Here is a 26,309-nt window from a genome sequence, read left to right as displayed (position 1 = left end):
ATGAAATTCCTCGACAACCTGTTCGAGCGCTCCTCCCGCCAGGTGGCCAACGTCACTTCGCGGCGCAAGCTGCTGGGCCGCTTCGGCTCGCTGCTAGTGGCCGGCGCTGCGCTGCCGATCATCCTGCCGATCGACCGCACCTCCAAGGCGCTGGCCGCCGAGGCGCCCAAGGCCGGCGATCCCGGCGACCCGAACAGCTGCGACTACTGGCGCTACTGCTCCATCGACGGCTTCCTCTGCTCCTGCTGCGGCGGCACCACCACCTCCTGCCCGCCCGGCACCGATGCATCCCAGGTGACCTGGATCGGTACCTGCCGTAATCCGGCAGACGGCAAGGACTACATCATTTCCTACAACGACTGCTGCGGTAAGCACAGCTGCTCCCAGTGCGCCTGTACCCGCAACGAGAGCGAGGAACCGCTGTACCGTCCGTTCAACAACAACGACGTCAACTGGTGCCTGGGCGCGGAGTCGCGCATCTACAACTGCACCGTCACCATCATCCGCGGCGTCGCGGTCTAGGTCGGGAGAAGTCACATGCGCAGTCTCGTTGTCGGCGCCCTGCTCTGCAGCCTGGTCGCCCCCATCGCCCAGGCCCGTGCGATCCCCGATCCGCACCAGCGGCCGGCGCCCGGCAACGAGGAGGTGCAGAAGCCGATCTCCCAGCAGAGCTACAGCCCGGCCACCAACTACCAGCTGCAATGCGCCGGCTGCCATCTCACCGAAGGCAGCGGCAGCAAGGCCAACGACACGCCGCGCCTGCACGGCTTCGTGGGCAACTTCCTGAAGGTCGACGGTGGACGGCAATTCCTCGTGCGAGTGCCGGGCATGTCCCAGTCCGCGCTCAACGACGCGCAGCTCGCCGACCTGCTCAACTGGCTGCTGCGCAAGGAAGGCATGGCGGGCGACAGCATGCCCGCCGAGTTCAAGCCCTACACCGCCGAGGAAGTCAAAGCCACGCGCTACCAGGCCCTGCTCAACCTGCCGGGCACCCGCGCCGGGTTGATCCAGGAAATGCGCAAGCAGGGCATCGCCATCACCGATGGGATGAGCGATGCGTACTGAGTGATTGCTCCGGCGGCTTGCCCGCCGGGATGTTTTGCCTCCGCACTAATGCCCGCTGCTCCAGCGGGCTTTTTTATGCCTGGCCGGCGCTCCCTGCGGACTGCTTTATGTAGGAGCGCCGGTGCTCAGCTGCTCTCGCGCACCATCAACTCGAACCCCAGGTCCATCACCGGTTCGCTCACCGGCTTGTCGTTGATCAGGTCGAGCAGGCGTTCCGCCGCATGGGTGCCGATGGCCTTGCGCGGCGTGCGGATGCTGGACAGGCGCGGCACCATGAATTCCGAACTGGGCAGGTCGTTGAAGCCCAGTACCGCCACCTGTTCGGGGATGCGGATGCCGTGGCGCATGGCTTCCAGCAAGGCGCCGTGGGCGAGGTCGTCGTTGCCGAAGAAGATGCCTTCCACCTGCGGCTGGCTGGCCAGCAACTGGCGGAACAGCTCGCCGCCCAGGCCCACCGAAGACGGGCGCGGCGTGAGGATTTCCAGCGCCGGGTCATAGCAGCCGGCCTGCTGCAGCGCGCGGCGGTAACCCTCGCCACGCAGCAGGGTGCGTTGGTCCAGCTGCGCGCCGATATAGGCCAGGCGCTTGCGACCACTCTTGAGCAGGTGCCGGGCCGCCGCCTCCCCCGCGCGAATCTGCGAGAAGCCTACGCAGTGCAGGCCCGCGCCGGGGTCCAGGTCCATCATGTAGACGCTCGGCACACCGCTGGCCTCGATCATCCGCCGCGCGCTCTCGGTGCGGTCGAAGCCGGTCAGCAGCAGGCCGCGCGGCTGGTAGGCGAGGTAGTTGCGCAGCAGGTTCTCTTCTTCGTCGCGGGAATAGTGGTAGTTGCCAATCAGCACTTCCAGGCCGCGCGGATGCATCACCGCATGGATGGCTTCGAGGGTTTCGATGAACAACTGGTTCGCCAGCGACGGCACCAGCACCACGATGTTGTGGCTCTGCTTGGAGGCCAGCGCTCGGGCAGCCGGGTTGGCCACATAGCCCAGTTCGCTGGCCGCCTGTCGGACCTTTTCCGAGAGTTCCTCGGCCACCGTGCTCACCCCGCGCAGGGCCCGCGAGGCGGTAATCGGGCTTACTCCAGCGCGGCGCGCCACGTCGTTGAGCGTGGGTTTTCCGGTGGTGCGGGAGTTCCTGTCGTTCTTCTTATCGTTCTTCTGGGCGGTCATCAGGCGTATTGCCAAATAAAAATCGAGGCACTAAGGTAGCGCTGTCTCGCGACCAGGGCAATTGCCTGAGGCCGGCTCAGCCGGTCCCTCGCCCGCCGTCAGATCACCTCTGCCGAGAGCGCGAGACACACCGACTAGAATGACAAGAATACGGAGGCAGCCGATGCTTTTCGTTACGCCCAAAAAAGACAGCGCTGTCTCAGCCATGAGGCCCTCCATGACCACCGCCATCGACGCCGTGCTCATCATGGGTGTCGCCGGATGCGGCAAATCCAGCGTCAGCGAGGCCCTGTGCCTGCGCAATGGCGCCTACGCCATCGAAGGCGACTCCTTCCACCCTGCCGCCAATATCGAGAAGATGAGCGCCGGCATCCCGCTCACCGACGATGACCGCGCCGGCTGGCTCGACACCCTCGCCGCCGAGCTGCAGAAAGCCATCGCTGCCGGCCAGCGCCCGGTGCTCACCTGCTCCGCGCTCAAGCTGATCTACCGCGAACGCCTGCGCCGCGCCGTGCCCGGCCTGGGCGTGGTGTTCCTTGAACTGACGCCGGAAACCGCCGCGCAACGGGTTGCCACCCGCCCCGGCCACTTCATGCCGGCCAGCCTGATCGACAGCCAGTTCGCCGCCCTCGAACCGCCATTGAGCGAACCGCTGACCCTGCACCTGGATGCCACCCGCCCGGTCGAAGACCTGGCCGAGGCCGCCCACCTCTGGTGGCGCCAGCACTCCAGCGACTGATCCCGATAGCGCCTGCCCACCCGAGATAGCGCTATCTCAACTCACCCAACTCTCTGTCCCCAGAGAAGAGCCGCTCCGGCACACAACGACAACAACAGGAGAGCCCCATGCTCGGCATGTCCCACGAGACCTATCTGCTGCTGGACGCGGTGGTCACCATCATCGGCCTGATCCTTCTGATCACCCGCTTCAAGATCCATCCCTTCGTCGCCCTGATCATCGCCGCCGGCTTCCTCGGCCTGACCTCCGGCATGCCGGTGGCGACCATCGTCAAATCCTTCCAAGACGGTTTCGGCGGCGTGCTCGGCTTCGTCGGCATCATCCTCGCGCTGGGCACCATGCTCGGCAAGATGATGGCCGAGTCCGGCGGCGCCGATCAGATCGCCCGCACGCTGATCCAGGCCTTCGGCAAGCAGCGCGTGCACTGGGCGATGATGCTCGCCGCCTTCCTGGTCGGCATCCCGCTGTTCTTCGAGATCGGCTTCATCCTGCTGGTGCCGCTGGTGTTCATCGTCGCCCGGCGCAGCGGCGTGTCGCTGATCAAGATCGGCATCCCGCTGCTCGCCGGCCTCTCCGCCGTGCACGGCCTGGTGCCGCCGCACCCGGGCCCGCTGCTGGCCATCGGCGTGTTCGGCGCGGACATCGGCAAGACCATCTTCTACGGCCTGCTGGTGGCTCTGCCCACTGCCGCCATCGCCGGCCCGATCTTCGGCGCCTGGATTTCCAAGGTAATCCCCGGCCAGCCCAATGAAGAGCTGGTGGCACAGATCGCCCACGAGCCGGACACCAGCAACCTGCCCAGCTTCGGCGTCACCCTGTTCACCGTGCTGCTGCCGGTGTTCCTGATGCTGCTCAAGACCTTTGCCGACGTCATGCTCGCCGACGGCCACATCGTCCGTGCCTGGCTGGACATGATCGGCCACCCGATCACCGCCCTGCTGCTGGCCCTGCTGCTGTCGCTCTATACCTTCGGCCACGCCCGCGGCTTCGACTCGAAGAAGATCCTCAAGCTGCTCGACCAGAGCCTCGCGCCCACTGCCGCCATCGTGATGATCATCGGCGCAGGCGGCGGCTTCAAACAGATGCTGGTGGCCAGCGGCGTGGGTGACGTGATCGGCCACATGGCAGTGCACGCGCAGATTTCGCCGATCCTCCTGGCCTGGCTGGTGGCCGCGGTGATCCGCATCGCCACCGGTTCCGCCACCGTCGCCACCATCACCGGCGCGGGCATCGTGGTGCCGGTCATCGATTTGATCCCCGGCGTCAACCGCGAGCTGCTGGTGCTGGCCACCGGCGCCGGCTCGCTGATCCTGTCCCACGTCAACGACGCCGGTTTCTGGCTGGTGAAGCAGTACTTCAACATGAGCGTGATGGAGACCTTCAAGACCTGGACCGCCATGGAAACCATCCTCTCGGTGGTCGGCCTGGGCTTCATCCTGCTGCTGTCGCTGTTCGTCTGATGCGCTGATCGATGGGTATCGCTTCGCTCCACCCATCCTACGAATGAGGCTAACCGTGGCCCCGTACGATGGCGTGGAGCGCAGCGATACCCATCAACACCCACGCCAAAACACCCGGCGAGCCCCGAACCGCCCGCCCACCGGATTCCTGCAACGAGGTATCGCCCGTGACTTCCTCCGCAACTCCGAAAGCCCCCGCGCAACCCACCTGGCCCCGCGATTTCGACATCCGCGCCCGTTACGCCGAGCAGCAGGAACTGCTGCAACCTGCGCCGACGCCACAGCCAAGCTCCTCGCACCCGTAGGACGCATAACCCGGAACGGGTTATCCGCCGCAGCCACCTGCACACCCTGAAGCCGGCGGATAACCGCAAGCGGTTATTCGCCCTACACCCGTGCAGAAGTTTTGCTGAATCGATTTACCTGGGCCAAGCTAGGCTCCAGGACATTCCGTACGGCGCAGGACCGCGAGCGGTCATGCGTCCTACACAGCCCCGTCGCCACCTTCCCCGAGGGATGAGTCATGCCCGACAACAACAAGCTCGACCATCTGTTCCCCCGCCTCACCGACATCCCCGACGCCTGGCGCCCCGATGCGCCCGTCGAGCAGCGCGAGTACCTGGTCAACGGCGAACTGCGCCGCTGGGACGGTCCCCTGGCGCCGGTGCGCAGCCCGGTGTTCCTCGCCACCGACCAGGGTGACGAGCAGGTCATCCTCGGCAGCACGCCACTGCTCGATGCCGACGCCGCGCTCGCCGCGCTGGACGCCGCCGTCGCGGCCTATGACAACGGCCAGGGCGAATGGCCCAACCTGCGTGTGGCCGAGCGCATCGCCCACGTCGAACGCTTCCTCGCCCGCATGCGCGAGCAGCGCACAGCCGTGGTCAAGCTGCTGATGTGGGAGATCGGCAAGAACCTCAAGGACTCGGAGAAAGAGTTCGACCGCACCTGCGACTACATCGTCGATACCATCGAGGCGCTCAAGGCGCTGGACCGCCGCTCCAGCCGCTTCGAGCTGGAACAGGGCACCCTCGGGCAGATCCGCCGCGTGCCGCTGGGCGTGGCGCTGTGCATGGGCCCGTACAACTACCCGCTGAACGAAACCTTCACCACCCTCATCCCGGCGCTGATCATGGGCAATACCGTGGTCTTCAAGCCCGCCAAGTTCGGCGTGCTGCTGATCCGCCCGTTGCTCGAAGCCTTCCGCGACAACTTCCCGCCGGGCGTCATCAACGTCATCTACGGGCGCGGCCGCGAGACCGTCAGCGCGCTCATGGCCAGCGGCAAGGTCGACGTCTTCGCCTTCATCGGCACCCACTCCGGCGCCGCCGACCTGAAGAAGCTCCACCCGCGCCCGCACCGCCTGCGCGCCGCCCTGGGCCTGGACGCCAAGAACCCCGGCATCGTCCTGCCCAGTGTCGACCTCGACAACGCCGTCAGCGAAGCCATCACCGGTGCCCTCTCCTTCAACGGCCAGCGCTGCACTGCCCTGAAAATCCTCTTCGTCCACGAAGACGTACTGCCCGGCTTCCTCGACAAGTTCAGCGCCAAGCTCGCCGAACTCAAACCCGGCATGCCGTGGGAACCAGGCGTAGCGCTGACACCGCTGCCCGAGCCGGGCAAGGTCGACTTCCTCAATACCTTGCTGCAGGACGCGCTGGCCAAGGGCGCCCAGGTCATCAACCCCGGCGGTGGCGAAAGCCGCGAAAGCTTCTTCTACCCGGCGCTGCTCAGCCCGGTCAGTGCGGACATGCGCATTTACCACGAAGAACAGTTCGGCCCGCTGGTGCCCGTGGTGCCCTACCGCGAGCTGGATGAAGTGATCGACTACGTGCTGCAGTCCGACTACGGCCAGCAGCTCAGCCTGTTCGGCGACGACCCGGCGCAGATCGGCCCGCTGGTGGACGCCTTCGTCAACCAGGTCGGCCGCATCAACATCAACGCCCAGTGCCAGCGCGGCCCGGACAGCTATCCCTTCAACGGCCGCAAGAACTCCGCCGAAGGCACCCTCTCCGTGCACGACGCCCTGCGCACCTTCTCCATCCGCACCCTGGTCGCCACGCGCTTCACCGATGCCAACAAGGCGCTGATCAGTCAGATCATCCGCGACCGGGATTCGAGCTTCCTGACCACGGATTACATCTTCTGACCTTGAGTTGCGCAAAGCCCCTCTCCCTAACCCTCTCCCTTCAGGGAGAGGGCTGGGGAGAGGGAAACGCCCAGCCCCCCCTCCAGTGAAACGCGTGCAAACCATCCCGACTAACGCCCATCGCCAATTGAAACAACCCGGTAAACAGACCCCACTACCCTTGCCTTAAGTCAAAGGGGTCGCCCTCCTTGACCCGATAGTCTGCGCACCTCTCGACGAGTTCGATATCCGTCGTCTGACCAACAGTGGCAACGACCGATAGCGAAGCGACGTTAGCCTTTGCCACGAAACCCACGGATTCCCAGCAGACCAGGGAGCAACCCTATGAGTGGCTACAACGCAGTACTGGCGAGAAACACCGACAAGGCACCCCAGGGCATCGGCCCGTATGCCCAGACCGTCGCCTTCTCCCACTACAACAACCTGTCCGCACAACTTCCCATCGACCCCGCCACCGGCAAACTGGTCGCTGGCGGCGCGAAGGAGCAGGCCGAGCAGTGCTACAGGAACCTCCAGGCCGTGGTGCAAAGCATCGGCCACACGCTCGACGACAGCGTGCGCATCTCGATCTTCCTGACCGACATCGCCGACGCCGAAGCCGTCGCCAAGGTCCACGCCGCTTTCTTCCCGGATTACCTGCCGACCCTGACCACCGTTGGGGTGTCAGCCCTGCCGCTGGGCGCCAAGGTGCAGGTCGAAGCCCTCATCACCTGCGGCGAAGGCACCATCCCCAACGCCCCGCAAGCCGGCGACCTCATCAAGGTCGAAGGCAGCACCGAGAACGCGCCGCTGAATGCACTCTCCACCCAGTCGGTCGCCTTCTCCCACTACAACAACCTCTCCGCTCAACTGCCCGTCGACCCGCGCACCGGCAAGCTGGTGGCCGGCGGCATCAAGGAACAGACCGCGCAGTGCCTGCGCAACATCAAGAACATCCTCGAAGGCATCGACGTGCCCTTCGACGACATCGTGCGCATCACCGTCTTCGTCAAGAACCTTGCCGACGTCGATGCCGTGAACCAGGTCTACACCACCTTCTTCCCCGACTCGGCCATCGCCCGCGCCGTCGGTTACTTCCCGGCGCGTACCGTGGTGCAGGCGAATGCCCTGCCGCTGGACGCCCTGGTGCAAATCGAAGCCGTGGTCTCCCATGGCGACGGCACCCCGCCGCAAGCCGTGGAAGACCGCCACGGCATCGTCATCAAGGCCCACAACACCGACGCCGCACCGCGCTGCCCCTACTCCACCCAGACGGTCGCCTTCTCCCACTACAACCACATCTCCGCCCAGCTGCCGCTGGACGTGAAGACCGGTGAATTGGTGGCAGGCGGCGTGAAGGAACAGGCCGCACAGTGCTTCAAGCACCTCAAGGCCATCGTCGAAAGCATCGACCATGCGCTGGCCGACGTGGTGAAGGTCAACGTCTTCCTGACCCGCATCGACGACATCGCCGCAGTGGATGAGGTGTACGCCACCTACTTCCCGGGCGGCACTCCGGCGCGCCGCGTCGTTGGCGTCTCGGCCCTGCCCAAGGGCGCGGCAATCCAGATCGACGCCGTGGTCGCCAACGCCGAAGGCACCCCGCCGGCTGCGTGAACGCGCCAGAGCCGGAATCACCGTTTCTGACCGGCTGACTCCACCCCATCCCCACACGCCAAACGGCCCCCTCTCCCTGCAGGGAGAGGGCTGGGGAGAGGGCAGCGTCCAGCGCCGACCTTCCCCTGAACCTGCAGGAGCGAGCTTGCTCGCGAACCCACTTAACGCAGCACGGGCATCACTCCCTCCGCCACCATCTTCCCCGCCGCTCCTCGCGCATCAACCGAGGCACCTCCTCCATCGGCACCCACAGTTCGCCCTGCCAATCCAGCACCGCCAGCGCCCGGCCTTCCCCTCTTGCCTGCATGCGCTGCGGGAATCCCGCCCTGCCCGGCCCCTGATCCCTCAGCACCGGCAACACATGCCCGGTGATCCACTTGCGCAACTCCCGATGCTCCGGATCGCGAAACCGATGCAGCACATGAAAGGCGCCGAAATCACTGACCAGCAACGCGACCTCCTCGCCACCACCCGTCACCAGGCGCGCTTCGCGAAAAAGGTCCTCATCCAGACGAAGAACGTAAGACTCGACCCGCTCGCGGATCAGATAGCCCAGCTCGCGGGCGACCAACCAGGGCTGGTTGTCGATCAGCACGCCGCGCAGGGAACGGTTGTAGCGGTGGAAAACGGTGGGAACGTAGATGTCGTCCATATGCTTTTCCTAGGTAGTTTCGAGAAACCACCGCCCTGATCGTCGCCAAACGATGAGGGAGGCAGAGCCACACAGGGTTGGCGAACCGGCTACCTAGGTCCCGGCAGACCCGAAGGTCTCCCTGTGCGGCCCGCCATAGCACAGAACCGCGGACGTGCTGACACGTCACGGTCTGACAAAGCGTCACCGCGCCTAGGTAGTTTTCCGAGTCGCCAAACCCGACCCCTGTCGCTTTCACAGGGGCGTCGGGAGGTTATGGGTAAGGCCGGAGGAGGTCAAGCCAGGTCATCCATCGGACGTGCCGGCGAGAGGCCGCTACCGACCCTTAGCAGCCGTTCGGGAGGGGGCTGAAACCAGCCGAGGCTGTGTAAAAACGCCCGCTCAATTTCGAGACTCACGCTGCTACGCGAAATTTGCTTATTTTCTGAGCAGCGATCGTTCGTGAAAACGTTTTTACGCAGCCTGGGCCAGAAGCGGTGATCGAGCACCTTGTGGAAGTTTAGGACGCTTCAGGCTGCCACAAGCTTGCGATGGCGAAAGCGAAGTCGGTATCGGAGGCGCGAATCACAGCATGACATCAGCGGAATCAGCTGCTATTCCGCTGGTGCAAGTCAATTAAGGACTAACAATGACCTTGATGTCCGAGCCCGAGATGCTCTTGATGTATGAGTAGCTCGTTCCCAGGACGGCCAACTGCTCCTTCGACACCTTCTTCGCTGATATCGCGGGTTGGACGATCACAAATTTGAAGATCAGCTCATGGTCGTGGCATTTGTTGCGCAGTATCTCCAGCTGCTGAGGCGTGCCTTTCAGGATTCTGTCGAAGTCCTTCAGCAGTGATTGCTGGTAGCGATCCATCAGTCGGTTGAAGAACTTATCGCCCGTGTACAGCCATTTCACCGATCTCGACGCCTGACCGCATACCTCATAGACGTCGGCGACTCGCGCCCCAGGCGCAGCCACGCCATCCGTCATAGGGCAGAATTTGCAGTGGTAAAGGTCGACGTAGATGGCGTCCTTGTTTTCCCGAATTGCCACCAGGTCAGCAATTTCGCCTTTGCCGTCATCGTTGAAGACGAAGGAGTAGTCATCAGCGATCTTGTCAAAGGTGAAGCCCTGTACCGAGTCCTTACGTCGCTCCGCACGCATGGACTCCTGATGGATTTTCGTCGTGCCCCAGTCCCAGGGTTCGAGCAAACCGGCAGGCAGTTTTACATCCATGCTGTTGAGCGAGTACTGACGGTAGTTGCCCTGCACCATGGAACCGTCGACCTTGAGCAATACAAGCGGCTCTGCATCCAGGTAGGTATCCAGTGGCATTTCGTGGGGGTAAAGGATCTTCACGCCTGGGCAGGAGGTTTTGTATCCATCCTCCAACAGCTTGATGGCGATAGAAGTGAGGCGACGCTCCTCACCATCGTTACCCGCGACCAAGACGGGGATCTCCAGCGTCCGCGCACCACTGTACTCAGGCATACCAAGCTCGACGTCGAGAAGGTTGAAAGTCTCTCCTTGAAAATACAGCGAGATCCTTTGCTCGTTTTCGATCGCGATCGACACAGGCCAGTCGGCGTAGAACAGGCCTTCTGGCCATCTGTCCTTGATTTGGTCAGCACGCATGACATTTTTGAGCACGTCAGCAGGGTCGATGGTGTTGTCGTTGAGTTTGACCGACATGCGCTTGCACCACTCGACCCAGTAGTTGATCGGAGAGGAGTTCATCTCCCAGATCTTGCCCTTGTGCGAGCAGCCCACCGTGGTTCGTTCGCCATCCTCAAAACCGGTGGCAAAGATGTTGGACTTTGTTGCATTGCCCTTCTCGATATCGCTGATCACCTGATTGATATCGCGCCCCACGTGCATCGTAAACCGCAGGTCTTTCCGGGCGCGGGACAGGCCAACGTTCTGCAGCTTCATCAGCTTGATGTCGTGGAGCGTACGGAAGGCCGGCTCACCATTGATGCGACGAGAGTCTTTGGCCACCAGGTTCAGAAAGCGAGTTGCCTGTGTGTCGTCCCCCGAAGTGTGAATGAACAGGGTTTTCTGCGCCTTGTTGTAGAAAGCGATGTACAGATTCCAGTTGGTATCGACGATTTCTTCGGTCTGAGCCCACCCAACCAGCGTCTCTCGCCGAGTAACGGCAATGACGGTATCGGCCTGATCATTGATCGAGATGAACTGCAGTGTTTCTCTGCGCCCATCCAGATGCTGCGCCCGCTGTGGTGTCCAGTCTTTAGGGGAGACGTGATACGCCACGGCGCTGATTTTGGGGTTCGGGTTCAGCCCAAAGATCACCTGGGCATCGTCACCGTCAGCAAACTGCTCGTTGAAGTCCGCCTTCTCAATTTCTCGGCTGACCTTTTGCTCGCTCACGTTGCGAATGACTGCACCCCAGTCAGCACTCTCCTTATAGAGGTCAGCCATCTGGTGGTCGGTCTTCTGGTTCGCGATGTTCGCCACGAACTTGGCATCACCAAGGGTCGCATCTACCCGTGTCAGCCGGCCGATGAACTGGAGCGTCACCGCAGGGCTTTGGTGCTGATCATGAATGGCTGCAATTTTGAGCTCGGGCAGATCAAAGCCTTCGCCAAGCATGTCGACGCAGACGATGATCCGATGCTTCTTCTTCACGATCTCAGCCATCACCCTGGATCGGTTTGGCACATTGCTGTGAATCAGGACTGGCGTTAGGTCGGCGTGCTGCTTATAAATCTCAAACAGGTCTGTCGCCCGCTTGTGCGACTTGGCCCGCACCATCATCAAATGGTTGTACCCGGCCTTGAGGTCAGCCCGGAGCAGCTCAACAGCCTTGTCTGCGATGGCCTGGTCGGACAGCTTGAGGTTGTATTCTCGTACCGGATGGAACTCGATGCCTTTGAAATAGCCATCAAGCTGCGCATCCCGGAGCGGGTAGTTGTAGATGATCTTGCCGGCCAGCGCCAGACCATCCTCCCGGAATGGCGTCGCTGTGAACTGAATACAAGGTTTGCCCCTGAAGGCGGTTTTGATTCGGTTCCAACTGGCTGCCACGACATGGTGAGCTTCATCGATCATCAGATGACTGCACATGTTCACCAGTGCGCCCAAGGCGGCGTCTTCGAATAGCAGCAGGGCCTGGGGAGTGGCCACAATGATGTTGGCTGCGGCCAACTCAGCAACCTGCGCCTCTGACAGCTTCGAATCGATGGCTGCGACAATGGGATTGCGCGCGGTTTCCGATACTGCCCCCACGGTACGGAGCGTCTTCATCTCCGCGCATTTGCCCACCAACTGAGTCCTGAGAGCGTCCGAGGGAACCAGGATCAATGTTTTGGCCATCCTCGCAGCGATGATCAGCGCAAGCATGGTGTCGGTCTTCCCTGTACCGGTCGGCATGACCACTGTGGCGGTCGAAGAGGGATCAACCACCAAGTGCCCCAGGGTGGCATAAAGCGCAGCCAGTTGCGGCTTGCGCAGCCCGGGTGCGTTCGTCTTGGGATCGTCGAGACTGAAATTGAAGAGATGATCTTGCCAGCTCTGGTACACATCCAAATGCGTTATCACTACATCGTCCATGGCGATTCCCTGGAGGCAGAAAAGACTTCTGGGGGAGAGGGTGGCGATATGGTAGCACGCCCCCTATTGCCTATTGCCTATTGCCTATTGCCTATGGCTTGCATGACCTTAACCTCTTAGACATAAGGCATCTTTGTTCATCCTTGAGCAGTGGGCCTGGCATCGAGCATAGATGAGTGTCCGCTTCTGGCCGATTGCTGACGCGACATCAATTGATGAAATCAAACCCATCACAGCATTCGTCTCCACGCGCCGGAGTCCTCCTGTCCAATCAACTACCCTGCCCCTTTTGCAACTGCCACAGCACGAATATGCTGGTGCAGTGCTCAGCAGCGCGTAACTCTTCATGCCTGATCTCCCTCACTTCCACCAGCACCTGACCACCCTCGTCATTGAGCCCGTGGCCAACCAGCTCTCCGGCCTCTTCGACCTGAGCGGTCGCGTCGGCGTGGTGTTCCTGCTGTGTTCTTACGCCATCGCCTACGCCCTGTTCCACTATCGCCGGCAGCGCGGGCTGACGCAGGCGGCGTCGTTCTGGCAGTTCATCGGCGGCGCACGGGTGAATTTCCATCGCTCGGCGCTGCTGGATTACCGCTACTACCTGGTGCGCGGGATGCTCAATGTGGCATTGCTGGTGCCCATTGTCAGGCTTGTCGATCCTTACATCCTGCGCTCAGGCGATTACATCGCCTTCTTTACCCAGCTGTGGGGTGCGCGGCCGCAGGTGGGCGAGAACCTCGGCCTTTCCCTGCTCTATGGGTTGGGGGTGTTCCTGGTCAGCGATTTCAAGAATTACTGGGTGCACCGGGCCTTCCACTCGCGCTGGCTGTGGGCCTTCCACAAGGTGCATCACTCGGCGGCGGTGCTGACGTCGATCACGGCGAGCCGCGTGCACTTCGTGGAGAAGGTGGCGGCGAAGCTGGCCGGGATCGTGTTGCTGGGCGCCTACGCCGGCATCTTCTGGTACGCCTGCGGCGGCCAGATCAGCGCTTATACGCTGTTCGGCGTGACCTACATGATCCTGTTGTTCAACGTGCTGGCGACCAACCTGCGCCACAGCCATGTGTGGCTGTCGTTCGGGCCGCTGGTCGAACACGTGATCAACAGCCCCGCGCAGCACCAGATCCACCACAGCGACGCGCCCCGCCACTTCAACCGGAACTTCGGCATCAACCTGTCGCTGTGGGACTGGATGTTCGGCACGCTCTACGTCACCCAGCGCGCGCCGGAGCCCATCCGATTCGGTGCCGGGGAGCAGGATGACGAGAAGTATTCGTCGCTGTGGAGCCTGATCGTGACGCCGTTTGTGGAGACGGTGCGGAAGTTTCGCAGGACTCCACGCGCTGGAGCGACCACACCCGATACGACTCGGGCGCCTGCTTCATAGCAGGCATCCTTCTCCCGCCAAGGTTCTGCTCGCGCATACCTAGGCACTACTGCCATTCACGGTTTCGTCCAGCTCAGCCCTTCGCCGGAAAGCCCCCTGAACTCCTGCAATCCGTACGCCCGAACACACCTGCGCGCGCCGTCGAATCGGCACGCGGGTACTGCTTTTTGTTCTTGCCAGTAAGAATTATTTGCAAATAACATTCCGCCGCACATGGACCAACCTGCACGGCAGCTCGCAAGACCCCACCCAACGCTTCGTCATGGCCCCGCACAGCCGGCGGCCCATTCCAAAAACAAGAGAAAAATCATGGAATTCGTTCACGTAGTGACTTCGCTGCTGCAGCGCGAAGCAGTCATGGAGTTCGTTCGCCTGGGTGTGGTCTACACCCACCTGATCGCCTGTTGCGTGGCGATTGGCCTGGTCCTGACCAGTGACTTCGCCATGGTCAAGCAGCTCCTGAAGGGTTCGGATTCGGTTCACCTCGAGCAGGCGCCCCTGGAGACGCTGAAGCGCACCATCACCCTGGCGCTGCAGATGCTCTGGTTTTCCGGCGCGCTCATCGTGCTGCTGGATATGTCCGCCAAGGGGCTGGAGTACCTCTTGAACCCCAAGCTGCAGGCCAAGGTCCTCATCGTCGCCCTGCTCACGGTCAACGGCAGCCTGTTGCATTCGGTGGTCATGCCCGCTCTGATCCGGGCGGGGTCCTTGCTGCAGCTCGAACCGGGCATGCGGGCCCTGAGCATCCTTGCGGGCACGGTTTCGGCGGTTTCCTGGTTCTACGCGGCCTTGCTCGGTGTCGGTCGTCCGCTGGCCTGGAAGTACAGCCTGGGCGAGTTGCTTTACGCCTACCCGATGCTGATCTTTGCTGGCTTCATCGCCATGAGCCGGCTGGTCAAATGGGCGCGCAAACGCCAGGCACACTCAGTGCCCCAACAGGCTCCGAGTGCGCGGGAGAGCGGGCCGGCGCTGGATGAATCACGCGGATACTGACGCTCGAACCCGATCCCCTGCCACCTGCGCGGCGTCGATGAGCAATCCTCGGCGCCACCGCCAACCGGCAATACCCCTCCCCCCCACGCCAGGGCACAATCCGCCACTCCGGTCTCGCTATCGCGCAAGGCACACCCCGAATGAAAACGCCCGGCGGCATGCTGCTCACCGGCATCGAGCTGGATCGCTCCAGCCCGATTCCCCTCTATCGCCAGTTGTACCTGCAGGTGCGCAAGCAGATCCTCTCCGGCCGGCTGCCCGGCGGAACGCGGCTGCCGTCGACGCGGACGCTGTGCAAGGAGCTGGGGCTGTCGCGCATCACGCTGCTCAACGCCTTCGACCAGCTAACCGCCGAGGGCTTCCTGGCCTCGCGCACGGGCGCCGGTACCTACGTCGGCAGCGAATGGGAGGGGCGCAGCGCCGCCGATGCGCCGCGCAAGCCGCCGCGCCTGTCGAACCTGAGCCAGGCGGTGCATTCGCTGCGCAGCGAGCACTTCAGCGGCGTTTCGTACAGCACCTGGGCGCCGGATTGCCCCACCTCCTTCCTGCCCAGCCATCCGGCCTACGACGCCTTCCCCATGCGGGTGTGGAAGCGCCTGATGAACCGCCACCTGCGCAAGGGGACCAAGGAATCGCTCGGTTACGGCGAGCTGAAGGGCCTGCAGCGCTTGCGCGAGGCCATCGTCGAGTATGTGTTCGACGCGCGCGGCATCGAGTGCAGCATCGACCAGGTGGTGATCACTTCCGGCGCGCAGCAGGCGTTCAACCTGCTCGGCATGCTGCTGCTCAACCCCGGCGACAGCGTCTGGATGGAAGACCCCGGCCATATCGCCGCGCGCATCGCCTTCCAGGCGCAGGGCTGCGAAATGGTGCCGCTGCGCATCGACGAAGAAGGGCTGGACGTGCAGCAGGGCCTGCGCGAGCGGCCGGATGCGCGGCTGGCGTTCACCACGCCGTCGCGGCAGCACCCGCTGGGCACCACCATGAGCTATGCGCGCCGGCAGGAACTGATCGACTGGGCCGGACGCAGCCAGGGCTGGATAGTCGAGGACGATTGCGACAGCGAATTCCGCTACGTGGGCCGCACGCTGCCGGCGCTGTTCGCGCTGGATGCCTGGGAGCGGGTGATCTATGTCGGCACCTTCAGCAAGGTGCTCTACCCCTCGCTGCGCCTGGGCTACGTCATCCTGCCCGAGGCGCTGGTGGAGCCGTTCTGCGCCATCCGCGCGGTGATGGACCGCAGCCCGTCGACGCTGCACCAGGCGACCACCGCGGACTTCATGCAGGACGGCCACTTCCTCGGCCATATTCGCCGCATGCGCAGTCTCTACCAGGGGCGGCAGGCCGCCGTGCTGGAGGCGCTGCAGCGCGAGCTGGGCGGTTTCCTCACGCCCACGCCCGCCGAAGCCGGGCTGCACCTGCTCGGCTGGCTGCCCGAGGGCAGCGACGATACCGCCGTCGCGAGGGGCCTGGCCGAGCATGAGGTGTACACCTACGCCCTGCGCGACTACTGCATCCGCAATGACCTGCCGCCGGGGCTGCTGCTGGGCTTTGCCGCGGTGCCCGAGGAGCAGGCCGGGCGCCGCGTGCAGGAGTTTGCCCGGGCACTGAAGGCGATGGGTTACAAGTCCTGAGGCCGACCTGGAGCGGTCGGCAAAGTGGTCATACGAACAAAACAATAATGGCTATAGGGATAGCACCATTCCGGAGCGATAAAAGCACCGCCGGCCACCCCGGCGTCGCTATCAGGAATGACAATAATGAATGCTATCCAAGCCCGATTCGCCGACTTGCTGGCGCGTAACGCCGCGCCCGCAGATACGCCCCCGCCCCTGCTGACTCCCGAACTCGCCCGCCGCCTGCTCGATCGTCTCGACAGCCTGCGCCTGTTCGCCCACGGCTACCCGCTGCTGACCAACCTGACCCAGGGCCGGGTCACGCCCGGCGACATGCTCGACTTCGCCTACCGCCATGAACTGGACGGTCTCTCCCTGCACCTGCTGGACGGCGAGCACAACAGCCTGTCGCAGATGACTTCCGAGCAACTCGCCGCCTTCGGCGAGAAGGCCCGCAGCCTGGGCCTCGCCCTGCATGTGGAAATCAGCAGCACCCGCCCCGAGGACGTCGACCAGGCGGTGGCCGTGGCCCTGGCCATCGGCAGCCGCAACATCCGCGTCTACTCGCGCTACGAGGGGCATCTGTCGCGGGTGATGGACCTGATCGAAGTGGACCTGCGACGCCTGGCGCAACTCGCCGATGAGCACGACCTGAACTTCGACTTCGAGCAGCACGAGGAGCTCAAGAGCGACGAGATCGCCGCCCTGCTGCACAAGGTCGGGCATCCGCGCCTGAACGCGCTGTTCGACTTCGGCAACATGATCAACGCCTGCGAGCGCCCGCTGCCCGCGCTGGCCCACCTCGCCCCGTTCATCCGCCAGGTGCACCTCAAGGGCGTGCGCGTGGTGCCCGAGGCCAACGGATTCGGCCATTACGGCGTGCTGCAGGGCAGCCCCGAGGACCAGTTGCCCGGAGCGCGGATGCTGCTGGAGCTGCTGCTGCTCGGCGACGACGCGCCGCAGGTGGTGGCCTTCATCCTCGAGCAGGAGAACCACTACATCGCCCCGGCCTTCCGCCAGAGCGACGAGGCCGCCGACCCCTTCATTCCCTATCGCGAGATGAGCGAAACGCCGCTGCCGCCGGGCTACAGCCTGGAACGCATGCTGGCCGACGAGCACCGCTGGGCGAACAACCAGGTGCGCCATGTGCGCGGGCTGCTGAACGCGTTCCGCCTGCTGGCCGAACTGGCCCTGGCCGACGCCGCCTGATTCCGACGGCCGCCCCGGCGGCCAACCCTTATCCGTAAACGGTGGAGAACAACAATGACAGCACAGGCTAAAGCCAAGTGGCTCCGTTTCATCGTCCTGGTTCTGGGCGGCGGTACCATCTACAAGCTCGCCAACCTCAAGGACGCCTTCTATATCCCCATGCAGGAACACATGGGGCTGACGCACACGCAGATCGGCACCCTGCTCAGCGTCAACGCCATAGTCGCCACCGCGCTGTTCGTGGTCGGCGGCTTCCTGGCCGACCGCTTCGAAACGCGCCGGCTGATCCCCGTCGGCCTGATCGGCATGGGCGCGCTGGGTGTGTACCTGGCGACCTTCCCCGGCTACAGCCAGTTGCTGATCGTCTTCAGCCTGCTGGCGATCTGCGCCGACTGCATCTTCTGGCCCTCGCTGCTCAAGGCGATCCGCAACCTGGGCAATGACGACGAGCAGAGCCGCATGTTCGGATTCCTCGAGGGCGGACGCGGTGTGGTCGACACCCTGGTGGCGTTCTCCGCCCTGGGCGTGTTCGTCGCCCTGGGCTCCGGCGCCGCCGGCCTGAAAGCCGCGATCCTGTTCTACTCGGGCATTGATATCCTGGTGGGTGTGCTCACCCTGTTCCTGCTGCGCGAAGCCCCCAAGGCCAATGGCGAAGCCCCGGCCAAGGCTGAAACCCAGGGGCTCTCCGGCCTGCTGGAAGCAGTACGCACGCCGGGCATCTGGCTGGTCAGCCTGAACGTGTTCATGGTCTACATCGTCTACTGCGGCCTGACCTACTTCATCCCCTACCTGAAGGACATGTACCAGTTGCCGGTGGCGCTGGTGGGCGCCTACGGCATCATCAACCAGTACTTCCTCAAGGTGCTCGGCGGCCCGCTGGGCGGCTACGTCGCCGACAAGCGCCTGAAGAGCCCGAGCCGCTACTTGAAGTGGGCGTTCGTCGCGCTGCTGCCGCTGATGCTGGTGATCCTCAGCATTCCCCGTGGCGAGAGCTACATCTATGCCGGCATGGCCGCGACCCTGTCCTTCGCCCTGGTGGTGTTCACCATGCGCGGCGTGTTCTGGGCGCCGATGAGCGAAGTGGGCATCCCCTCGCGCATCACCGGCTCGGCCTTCGGCATCGGCTGCCTGATCGGCTACGCGCCGGGCATGTTCGCCTACATCATCTACGGTTCGCTGCTCGACCAGTATCCGGGCGAACAGGGCTACACCTACGTATTCAGCCTGATGAGCATACTGGCGGTGGTGGGCGTGGTGGTTTCCGGCCTGCTGCAGCGGCTGGTGAACAAGCGTGCGGCGGCGCCGGGGGCGCAAGCGCTGGCGTAACCTGAGAGGAACCGACTACCAGCCACTTGCGGTGGCTGGTAGGTCTGCCGGAGTACGGCCGGCTTGCTCCGTACCTCATGCGGCCCGCTGAAGGCGGCGACTCACGGGAAAGCCCCTGGCATCTCGCTCCTCTTCGCCGACAAGCGTTCACCCTTCATTGACGCAGAACTGCCCCCACGCCGGGTAGCGCAGGCGATGCAGTTGTCCGGCACTGTCCTCGTTGACCATCTCCACTTCGCGGATACCGCAGAAACTCAAGTCCGCCGGCTGCACCACACGCTGGATATCGAGCTTCTGGCCGTAGTGGTAGTCCTGCGCCTCCGGTACGCCCGGCGCCGCAAGGGCCGCGCCGGTGATGGCGAAGCAACCCAATGCGATCAGTACTTTCATGGCCGTCTTCCGCTTGGGTCGTTGGGCATGGGCGCGCCAGTCATGCTCGGGAGGACTTCGTCGCGGCGGATGAGCCAGTGGAACAGCGCGGCGGCAAGGTGCAGGAGGATGGTCGCCAGCAACGCGTAGGCGATAACGGTGTGGGCGCTGTGCAGGACGGTGTGAAGCTGCACCGACGGCGAGACCAGCGCCGGCAGTTCGAAGCCACCCCAGAGCACGACGGGGTAGCCGCCAGCGGATTGCATGGTCCAGCCCACCAGCGGCTGGGCCAGCAGCAGGCCGTACAGCACGAGGTGCGAGAGGTGTGCGGCGCTGCGTTGCCAGCCGGGCATGTCGCTGGGCAGCGCGGGGATGCGGTGGGTCAGGCGCACCAGGATGCGCAGCAGTACGAGCACCAGCAACGCGGCGCCCAGGGGTTTGTGGATGGCAACCAGCGCAGCGTGGCGCGGCGAAACACTGGCGACCATGCCCAGGCCGATCAGCAGCATGGCGAGCACCAGCACGGCCATGAGCCAGTGCAGCACCCGCAGGGTGAGCGGGAAGTAAGTCGGTTTCATCAGTGGGTCTCCTGGGCCTGCTCACGGGTGCGGCGGTTGAAGGACTCCGAATAGGCGGCCGAGCGTGCGCTGAGCAGCGGGTCGTCCGAGGCGCGGATGCCGTCGGGGAGGATCAGCGGGTCGTAGTTGACGTCGCGGCAGTCACCGCCGATTTCCGGCTGCAGGCGCTCGATCACCAGTTCGCCGGCGTCCACGGTGCGGCGGGTGGCAGGCCAGGCCTGGGTGGGGTCGACGGTGCTGTCGCCGGGTTCGCCCAGGGTGAACTGCAGGCGCCAGCGCAGCGGGCCGGCGGCGATGCGCTGGGCCAGTTCGTCGGCGAGGAAGTCGGCATCACCGCGCTTGTCGGCGGCCAATGGCTCGACCGGCGCTTCGGGCTGCACGGACCAGCGCACCGGCTGCTCCTTGCCGTCCTTGTTCACCAGGTAGAAGGCATTGAGGCTGTAGTAGGCGCTATTGGCATAGCTGGAGGACGGCGTCGAGGACTTGGCCCACTGGAGGAAGGCCTGGGTCTCGGGGTGCGACTTGAAGAAGGCGCCGGCCTTTTCCGGGTCCGGCTTGCCGGTGCCCGGCTGAGGCGCGGTGGCCTGCTGCAGGGCGTAGAAGCTGGCGACGTCGCGCACGACGAAGACCGGCATGGCATTCATGCCGGTGCGCCATTCCTGGCCGTCGGCGGGTTGGAAGCGCAGCGCCAGGCTGCGGATCGGCGCGGCGCCGTCGCTGGCCTTGGGGTTGCCGCCGGGGATGGCGAGACGCCCCACTACCGGTACGCGGCCGACGGAGAACAGGCTGGCGCGCGAGAGGTCGGCCACGCCGCCGTTGCTGTCGAAGTGGCCGATCACGCACAGGCCCTTGGCATGGTTGCGCCGGTAGCCGGGGTAGACTCCGCCGTTGTGCTCCAGGGTGTTGATGACCTTGTCCGGGGTGAGGCGCTGCGGGTCGAGCCAGCCGGCGACGTAGGCGAAGACGGCGGCCACGCCGAGTACCACGGCGCCGATGGCCGCCAGGCGCAGGGGCACGTTGGGTGGGGTTTCTGTCATTTCCAGCTCCTCAGGCTTAGGCTGAATGCGTTGAGCCGGTACGACGCACCGTGCGACGGGTTATTCCCGTCGATGGCGAATAAATTATTTTTCCCCGAGAAGGGAATAGATCGCCGCGGCGGTCGTCTTTCTCGCTCGAACCCACCCATTCCTGGCGCCCCGATGCACTCACTGGACGACCATTCACTGCGCGAACTGCTGCCCCGGTTGCGGCGCTTCGCCCTGTCGCTGACCCGCAGCGCGAGCAGCGCCGACGACCTGGTCCAGGCCACCCTGGAGAAGGCGCTGTCGGCCTGGACCGGCCGCCGCGACGATGGCGATCTGCGCGCCTGGCTGTTCTCGATCCTGTACCGGCACTTCATCGACGGGCAGCGCCGGGCGAAACGCTACGCACGCCTGCTCAGCCTGTTCGGCGCGGACAGCGCGGTCAGCGCATCGCCCGAGGACATCGTCAGCGCGCGCTCGACGCTGGAGGCCTTCGAGCGCCTGCCCGCCGAGCAACGCGCGCTGCTGACGCTGGTCAGCGTCGAGGGCCTGAGCTATCGCGAGGTGGCCGAGGCACTGGATATTCCCATGGGCACCGTCATGTCCCGCCTGTCGCGCGCCCGCACGGCGCTGCGCACGCTGAGCGAAGGCCAGACGGCGGCCCCTTCTTTGCGGGTACTGAAATGAACGAACGCATTCCGGACGGCATTCCCCAGGAACAGGATCTGCACGCCTACATCGACGACCAGCTGGAGCCCGCCCGTCGCCAATGGGTGGAAGCCTGGCTCACTGCGCACCCGGACGACGCCCGCCGCGTGGAAGGCTGGCGCCAGGATGCACAGCAGCTGCGCGCGGCCTTTGCCGGTCAGGCACGCGCAGCCATTCCCGAGCAACTGGACCCGGCGCGGATTCGCCGGCAGATCCGGCAGCGCAGACGTTCGCGCCTGGCGACGGCGGCGGCCTTGCTGATCGCGCTGGGCGTCGGCGGCATGGGGGGTTGGCAGATGCGTGGCGATGCGATGCTGCGCGGGATGCTGCCGATGCAGGATGCGGTGCAGGCTTACCGGTTGTTTGCCGACGCCAGTCAGAACGGGCTGGACCTGCGCGATGGAGGCGACCTGCATGGTTGGCTGGCTCGCTACCTGAAAGACGCCCCGCCACCGCCGGCGCTGGAACAGGTGGGATTGAAGACCGTCGGCGCGCGGCTGCTCGCCACCGAACAGGGTGCGGCGGCACTGGTGATCTACGAGGATGGCCAGGGCCGGCGGTTGACCTTCTTCATTCGCCCGCCAGGGCCACGCCATGAGATGTTGCCGCAGGGACAGCGCACCGACGGCGACCTGCTGGCGCGCTACTGGAGCCAGGGCGGTTACAACTATGCGCTGGTGAGCCGCAGCGATGATCCGCAGGCTCAGGCGGTGGGGCAGTTGGTGGGGTTCTAACGGGCGGGCTGTGGAGCCGATGGGTATCGCGGTGCTCCACCCCCTCCAACGGGGCGCTCGCCGGTTGAATTGGAGTGACGTGGGCGACGCAATCCATGCTGTGACGGAGCGAGCGCTGAATTATCGCGGACGGAGTCCGCTCCTGCGCGCGGGATGAACGTTGATCTCTCCCGATACGTAGGAGCGCACTTCGTCCGCGATCGGTATCCGGCCCCCGGGGACCGGACCCTTACCTCGTCAGAAGGCGAAGCAGGAACAGCCGAAGGCGCCCCAGAAGCCCTGGAAGTCACTCACCGGCACGCTCGACTGGCGGGCGCGTTCATGGCTATGGCCATGCACTCCGCAGGAGCCGACGCACTGGTGCACGGCATTCTGCAGCGGTGCTTGCGGGCGCCAGTGGCCGGGGACCTTGGCCACCGGCGACCAGTCCGGCAGTACCGGAATCGCCGTCGGCGCCTGGCGCTCGAAGTCGCCGCTGCCGAACACCACGCGGCCGTCGACCACGGTCAGCACTGATTCGATGGCCTTGATCTCTTCCTCCGGCACGCTGAAATAGTCCGCCGAGAGCACCGCCAGGTCGGCCATCTGCCCGACCTTGATCATCCCTTTCTTGCCCTGTTCGTTGGAGAACCAGGCGCTGCCCTGGGTGTACAGCTCCAGCGCGGTGGTGCGGGACAGGCCCTCCGGGTACAGCTCCATGCCGCCGACGGTCTTGCCGCTGACCATCCAGTACAGCGAGGTCCACGGGTTGTAGCTCGAAACACGGGTGGCATCGGTACCTGCGCCCACCGGCACACCTTCGGCGAGCATGCGCTTGATCGGCGGGGTCGCTTCGGCGGCCTGCTTGCCATAGCGGTCGACGAAGTATTCGCCCTGGAAGGCCATGCGGTCCTGGATGGCGATGCCGCCGCCCAGCGCCCTCACCCGCTCGATGTTCTTCGGCGAGATGGTCTCGCAGTGGTCGAAGAACCAGTGCAGGCCGTTAAACGGGATATCCAGGTTGACCTTCTCGAACACGTCGAGCATGCGCGAGATGGATTCGTCGTAGGTGGCGTGCAGGCGGAATGGCCAGCGCTGTTCGACCAGGTGGCGCACCACCGGCTCCAGCTCGGCCTCCATGGTGCCGGGCAGGTCCGGGCGCGGTTCGAGGAAGTCCTCGAAGTCGGCGGCGGAGAACACCAGCATCTCACCGGCGCCGTTGTGCCGCAGGAAGTCGCTGCCCTGGCCGTACTTGACGCTGGATGTCCAGTTCTTGAAGTCGGCCAGTTCTTCCTTGGGCTTCTGGGTGAACAGGTTGTAGGCGATGCGCACGGTGAGCTGGTTGTCTTTCTCCAGCTGTTCGATCACCTGGTAGTCATCCGGGTAGTTCTGGAAGCCGCCGCCGGCATCGATGGCGCTGGTGACGCCCAGGCGGTTCAGCTCGCGCATGAACTGGCGGGTGGAGTTGACCTGGTACTCGAAGGGCAGTTTCGGCCCCTTGGCCAGCGTCGCGTAGAGGATCATCGCGTTGGGCCGCGCCACCAGCATGCCGGTGGGCTCGCCCTTGCTGTCGCGGACGATCTCGCCGCCGGGCGGGTTCGGGGTGTCCCTGGTGTAGCCGACGACGCGCAGCGCGGCGCGGTTGAGCAGTGCGCGGTCGTACAGGTGCAGGACGAACACCGGGGTGTCCGGCGCCGCCTGGTTCAGCTCCTCGAGGGTCGGCATGCGCTTCTCGGCGAACTGGAATTCGTTCCAGCCACCCACCACGCGCACCCACTGCGGCGACGGCGTGCGCAGGGCCTGTTCCTTGAGCAGGCGCAGGGCGTCGGCCAGGGACGGCACGCCTTCCCAGCGCAGTTCCAGGTTGTAGTTCAGCCCGCCGCGGATCAGGTGCAGGTGCGAGTCGTTGAGGCCGGGGATGGCCGTGCGTCCCTTGAGGTCGATGACGCGGGTGGCGCCGGCGCGCAAGGCCATGGCCTCCGCCTCGGTGCCCACGGCGATGAACTTGCCGTCGGCGATGGCCACGGCGGTGGCCTCGGGCTTCTCGCGGTCGACGGTGTGGAAGCGGCCGTTGGTCAGGATCAGGTCGGCGTACATGGCGATGTTCCTCTTTCGATCAGCGGGCGTTGAGCCAGGCGGAGAACAGGCGCGTGGCCCGTGGCATGAAAACGTAGACCACCAGCAGGACGATGGTCGCGACGATGAGCATGTTGGCCGGCACGAAGCCGCCCAGCAGCGGGACCTGCGTGAACAGAGGGCGCCAGAGCTGCGGCACCAGCATCACCAGCGGCAGGATCACCAGGTAGGAAATGGCGGCCTGCTTCCAGCGTGGCGGTTGCTTCTGCGGGTTGTCCGGGGTGGTGAACCAGAACTCGTGGGCGCGGTGCAGCTCCTTCTGTTCACCGTCGATCAGGTGCGGGTCGGCGCGCTCGATCAGCTCGCGGCGCTGCGGCGAGTCGAGCCAGGCCTGCAGTTCGTTGGCACTGGCGAAGCGCAGCACCGAGGTGAAATGCTCGCCCTGGCGCATCACGTCCACGCCCAGGTGGCCAGGGAACTCGCTGGCGGCACGGGTCAACTCGCGCAGGATGGCTTCGTAGGCGGCGACGCTCTCGGGGCGGGCGCGGTGGCGGATGATCAGGGTGACGGATTCTTGCTGCGTGGGCTGGTTCAATGGGGTTCCCTCCAGAGAAGTGGCCTCCCCCGCCCCGTGGCGAGGGAGGTAAGCGGCTTACTGCAGGTGGACCTTCAGTTCCTGGCCGGCCTGGCGCATGGCGGCCTGCACCGCCGGTACCTTGCTCACCACGTTGAGCAGGCCGTAGTCGTGGATCATTCCGTTGTAGCGCACGGAGGTGACAGCCACACCGGCGGCATCCAGCTTGCGACCGTAGGCTTCGCCTTCGTCACGCAGCACGTCGGACTCGGCGGTCTGGATCAGGGTCGGCGGCAGGCCCTTGAGCTGGTCGGTGGTGGCGCGCAACGGAGAAGCGTAGATCTCGGCGCGCTGTTTCGGGTCGGTGGTGTAGCTGTCCCAGAACCACTGCATCATCGGCTTGGTGAGGAAGTGCCCCTGGGCGAACTGGTTGTACGAGCCGGTCTCGAAGCTGGCATCGGTCACCGGCCACAGCAGGGCCTGGAAGCGCAGCTTGGGCGTGCCCTTGTCCTTGGCCATCAGTGCGACCACCGCCGCCATGTTGCCGCCGACGCTGTTGCCGGCCACGGCCAGGCGCTTGCCGTCGACGTTGAGCTCCTTGCCGTGCTCGGCGACCCATTTCGTCGCGGCGTAGGCCTGGTTGATCGCCACCGGGTAATGCGCCTCGGGGGACGGGGTGTAGTCGACGTAGACAGCGACGGCACCGGAATTCACCACCAGGTCGCGGATCAGGCGGGCGTGGGTCGGGTAGTCACCCAGCACCCAGCCGCCGCCGTGGAAGTACATGAACACCGGCAGCGTACCCTTCGCACCGGCCGGGCGGACGATGGTCAGTTTCACCGGGCCGACGTCGGTCTGTACGGTCTTCTCGCTGACCTGGGTGCCGGAGAGGTCGACCTTCACCGAAGCCTGGGCGCCGGTCAGCACCGCACGGGCATCCTTGGGCGAGAGGGTTTCCAACGGCTGGCCCTTGCCGGCTTCCAGGGCTTCGAGGAAGGCCTGGGTGTTGTGTTCGACGGTGGGGTTGCCGGCAGCGAAGACGTTGCCGATGGCCAGGGCGAGGGAGGCGGCGAGCAGGGATTGCTTGGTGTTCATGATTCGGTTCCTTGAAAGTGGGAGAAGCGGACGAACGAATCTTGATCCATGCCCGCAATGCGCGGAATAGACAGGGTTGCAGGGTCACTTTGCAGTTTTGCAAGGGGGCTTGAAACAGCGTTGCAGAAGTGCCGGGAACAACGGATGTGCCCGCGTAGGCACAAACGCAGGATGTGTGGAGCGCAGCGATATCCATGCTGCCGGTACGCCGGATTGATGGGTATCGCTGCGCTCCACGCCATCCTGCAAAGCGTCAGC

The 26,309-nt window shown here is 64.6% G+C and carries 23 protein-coding genes; 14 read left to right on the top strand and 9 right to left on the bottom strand.

Annotation, left to right across the window (positions count from 1 at the left end; translation table 11 throughout):
* Both MJ122_RS12955 and MJ122_RS12950 read left to right on the top strand, forming a co-directional pair.
* Complete coding sequence (locus tag MJ122_RS12955; protein WP_017518360.1) at positions 1-522, top strand: methylamine dehydrogenase light chain; 522 nt, start codon at positions 1-3, stop codon at positions 520-522.
* A gap of 15 nt (positions 523-537) precedes the next feature.
* The gene (locus MJ122_RS12950; protein WP_239744453.1) at positions 538-1,065 is read left to right on the top strand and encodes a cytochrome c; all 528 of its coding nucleotides are present in this window, start codon (positions 538-540) and stop codon (positions 1,063-1,065) included.
* A 125-nt stretch (positions 1,066-1,190) separates the two neighbouring features.
* Here the strand turns inward: MJ122_RS12950 and MJ122_RS12945 are convergent, their stop codons facing one another.
* The gene (locus MJ122_RS12945) at positions 1,191-2,234 is read right to left on the bottom strand and encodes a LacI family DNA-binding transcriptional regulator (protein ID WP_088421755.1); all 1,044 of its coding nucleotides are present in this window, start codon (positions 2,232-2,234) and stop codon (positions 1,191-1,193) included.
* Between the two features lie 217 nt (positions 2,235-2,451).
* On the opposite strand from MJ122_RS12945, the gene MJ122_RS12940 reads away from it, so the two are divergent.
* The 5 genes from MJ122_RS12940 (at position 2,452) to MJ122_RS12920 (ending at position 8,178) form a co-directional block, all read left to right on the top strand.
* Positions 2,452-2,973 carry a gluconokinase gene (locus MJ122_RS12940; protein ID WP_239744452.1) on the top strand — a complete coding sequence of 174 codons (522 nt, stop codon included), beginning with the start codon at positions 2,452-2,454 and terminating at the stop codon, positions 2,971-2,973.
* 107 nt (positions 2,974-3,080) lie between these two features.
* Positions 3,081-4,433 (top strand): GntP family permease, encoded by a 1,353-nt coding sequence (locus MJ122_RS12935; protein ID WP_088421757.1) that lies wholly within the window; start codon positions 3,081-3,083, stop codon positions 4,431-4,433.
* A gap of 167 nt (positions 4,434-4,600) precedes the next feature.
* The gene (locus tag MJ122_RS12930; protein WP_239744451.1) at positions 4,601-4,738 is read left to right on the top strand and encodes a hypothetical protein; all 138 of its coding nucleotides are present in this window, start codon (positions 4,601-4,603) and stop codon (positions 4,736-4,738) included.
* Positions 4,739-4,956: 218 nt separating this feature from the next.
* Positions 4,957-6,582, top strand: coding sequence for an NADP-dependent glyceraldehyde-3-phosphate dehydrogenase (locus MJ122_RS12925; RefSeq protein WP_239744450.1), 1,626 nt, complete (start codon positions 4,957-4,959; stop codon positions 6,580-6,582).
* A 324-nt stretch (positions 6,583-6,906) separates the two neighbouring features.
* Complete coding sequence (locus MJ122_RS12920) at positions 6,907-8,178, top strand: RidA family protein (protein ID WP_239744449.1); 1,272 nt, start codon at positions 6,907-6,909, stop codon at positions 8,176-8,178.
* A gap of 178 nt (positions 8,179-8,356) precedes the next feature.
* Here the strand turns inward: MJ122_RS12920 and MJ122_RS12915 are convergent, their stop codons facing one another.
* Positions 8,357-8,830, bottom strand: coding sequence for a phage antirepressor (locus MJ122_RS12915; RefSeq protein WP_239744448.1), 474 nt, complete (start codon positions 8,828-8,830; stop codon positions 8,357-8,359).
* A 615-nt stretch (positions 8,831-9,445) separates the two neighbouring features.
* Positions 9,446-12,385, bottom strand: a complete 2,940-nt coding sequence (locus MJ122_RS12910) for a DEAD/DEAH box helicase family protein (RefSeq protein ID WP_239744447.1) — start codon at positions 12,383-12,385, stop codon at positions 9,446-9,448.
* A 346-nt stretch (positions 12,386-12,731) separates the two neighbouring features.
* On the opposite strand from MJ122_RS12910, the gene MJ122_RS12905 reads away from it, so the two are divergent.
* From MJ122_RS12905 to MJ122_RS12885, 5 genes are all read left to right on the top strand, one after another.
* The gene (locus tag MJ122_RS12905) at positions 12,732-13,772 is read left to right on the top strand and encodes a sterol desaturase family protein (RefSeq protein WP_239744446.1); all 1,041 of its coding nucleotides are present in this window, start codon (positions 12,732-12,734) and stop codon (positions 13,770-13,772) included.
* 309 nt (positions 13,773-14,081) lie between these two features.
* The gene (locus tag MJ122_RS12900) at positions 14,082-14,765 is read left to right on the top strand and encodes a hypothetical protein (protein ID WP_239744445.1); all 684 of its coding nucleotides are present in this window, start codon (positions 14,082-14,084) and stop codon (positions 14,763-14,765) included.
* A 140-nt stretch (positions 14,766-14,905) separates the two neighbouring features.
* Positions 14,906-16,399, top strand: coding sequence for a PLP-dependent aminotransferase family protein (locus MJ122_RS12895; RefSeq protein WP_239744444.1), 1,494 nt, complete (start codon positions 14,906-14,908; stop codon positions 16,397-16,399).
* 126 nt (positions 16,400-16,525) lie between these two features.
* Positions 16,526-17,590, top strand: coding sequence for a TIM barrel protein (locus tag MJ122_RS12890; RefSeq protein WP_239744443.1), 1,065 nt, complete (start codon positions 16,526-16,528; stop codon positions 17,588-17,590).
* Positions 17,591-17,644: 54 nt separating this feature from the next.
* Positions 17,645-18,916 (top strand): MFS transporter, encoded by a 1,272-nt coding sequence (locus MJ122_RS12885; RefSeq protein ID WP_239744442.1) that lies wholly within the window; start codon positions 17,645-17,647, stop codon positions 18,914-18,916.
* 147 nt (positions 18,917-19,063) lie between these two features.
* On the opposite strand, the gene MJ122_RS12880 is transcribed toward MJ122_RS12885, so the two are convergent.
* Genes MJ122_RS12880 through MJ122_RS12870 form a run of 3 tightly spaced genes read right to left on the bottom strand, consistent with a single transcriptional unit; the run spans position 19,064 to position 20,900 of the window.
* Positions 19,064-19,306 (bottom strand): DUF2790 domain-containing protein, encoded by a 243-nt coding sequence (locus MJ122_RS12880; RefSeq protein ID WP_239744441.1) that lies wholly within the window; start codon positions 19,304-19,306, stop codon positions 19,064-19,066.
* Positions 19,303-19,863: a cytochrome b gene (locus tag MJ122_RS12875; protein ID WP_239744440.1), complete on the bottom strand. Its 561-nt coding sequence runs from the start codon at positions 19,861-19,863 to the stop codon at positions 19,303-19,305. Before MJ122_RS12875 ends, MJ122_RS12880 begins: the two co-directional genes overlap by 4 nt.
* Positions 19,863-20,900 (bottom strand): catalase family peroxidase, encoded by a 1,038-nt coding sequence (locus tag MJ122_RS12870; protein ID WP_239744439.1) that lies wholly within the window; start codon positions 20,898-20,900, stop codon positions 19,863-19,865. The genes MJ122_RS12875 and MJ122_RS12870 overlap by 1 nt, the downstream gene beginning before the upstream one ends.
* Before the next feature lie 162 nt (positions 20,901-21,062).
* Between MJ122_RS12870 and MJ122_RS12865 the strand changes: the two genes are divergently transcribed.
* Both MJ122_RS12865 and MJ122_RS12860 read left to right on the top strand, forming a co-directional pair.
* On the top strand, positions 21,063-21,572 hold the full coding sequence (locus MJ122_RS12865; protein ID WP_239744438.1) for a sigma-70 family RNA polymerase sigma factor: 510 nt from the start codon (positions 21,063-21,065) through the stop codon (positions 21,570-21,572).
* Entirely contained in the window at positions 21,569-22,327 is a 759-nt protein-coding gene (locus MJ122_RS12860; RefSeq protein ID WP_239744437.1) for an anti-sigma factor, read from the top strand. Before MJ122_RS12865 ends, MJ122_RS12860 begins: the two co-directional genes overlap by 4 nt.
* Before the next feature lie 237 nt (positions 22,328-22,564).
* Here the strand turns inward: MJ122_RS12860 and MJ122_RS12855 are convergent, their stop codons facing one another.
* The 3 genes from MJ122_RS12855 to MJ122_RS12845 are packed head-to-tail and all read right to left on the bottom strand — an operon-like array spanning position 22,565 to position 26,051.
* The gene (locus MJ122_RS12855) at positions 22,565-24,403 is read right to left on the bottom strand and encodes an amidohydrolase (protein ID WP_088421773.1); all 1,839 of its coding nucleotides are present in this window, start codon (positions 24,401-24,403) and stop codon (positions 22,565-22,567) included.
* Between the two features lie 19 nt (positions 24,404-24,422).
* Complete coding sequence (locus MJ122_RS12850) at positions 24,423-24,977, bottom strand: antibiotic biosynthesis monooxygenase (RefSeq protein ID WP_088421774.1); 555 nt, start codon at positions 24,975-24,977, stop codon at positions 24,423-24,425.
* 57 nt (positions 24,978-25,034) lie between these two features.
* Positions 25,035-26,051: an alpha/beta hydrolase gene (locus tag MJ122_RS12845; RefSeq protein WP_239744436.1), complete on the bottom strand. Its 1,017-nt coding sequence runs from the start codon at positions 26,049-26,051 to the stop codon at positions 25,035-25,037.
* Positions 26,052-26,309 lie beyond the last annotated feature (258 nt).

The sequence above is a fragment of the Pseudomonas sp. DP-17 genome (assembly GCF_022380625.1).
In the GTDB taxonomy this organism is placed as follows: domain Bacteria; phylum Pseudomonadota; class Gammaproteobacteria; order Pseudomonadales; family Pseudomonadaceae; genus Pseudomonas; species Pseudomonas nitroreducens_A.
The sequence above is the reverse complement of the archived record's forward strand: the minus strand, read 5'-3'. Positions and strand labels throughout refer to the sequence as shown.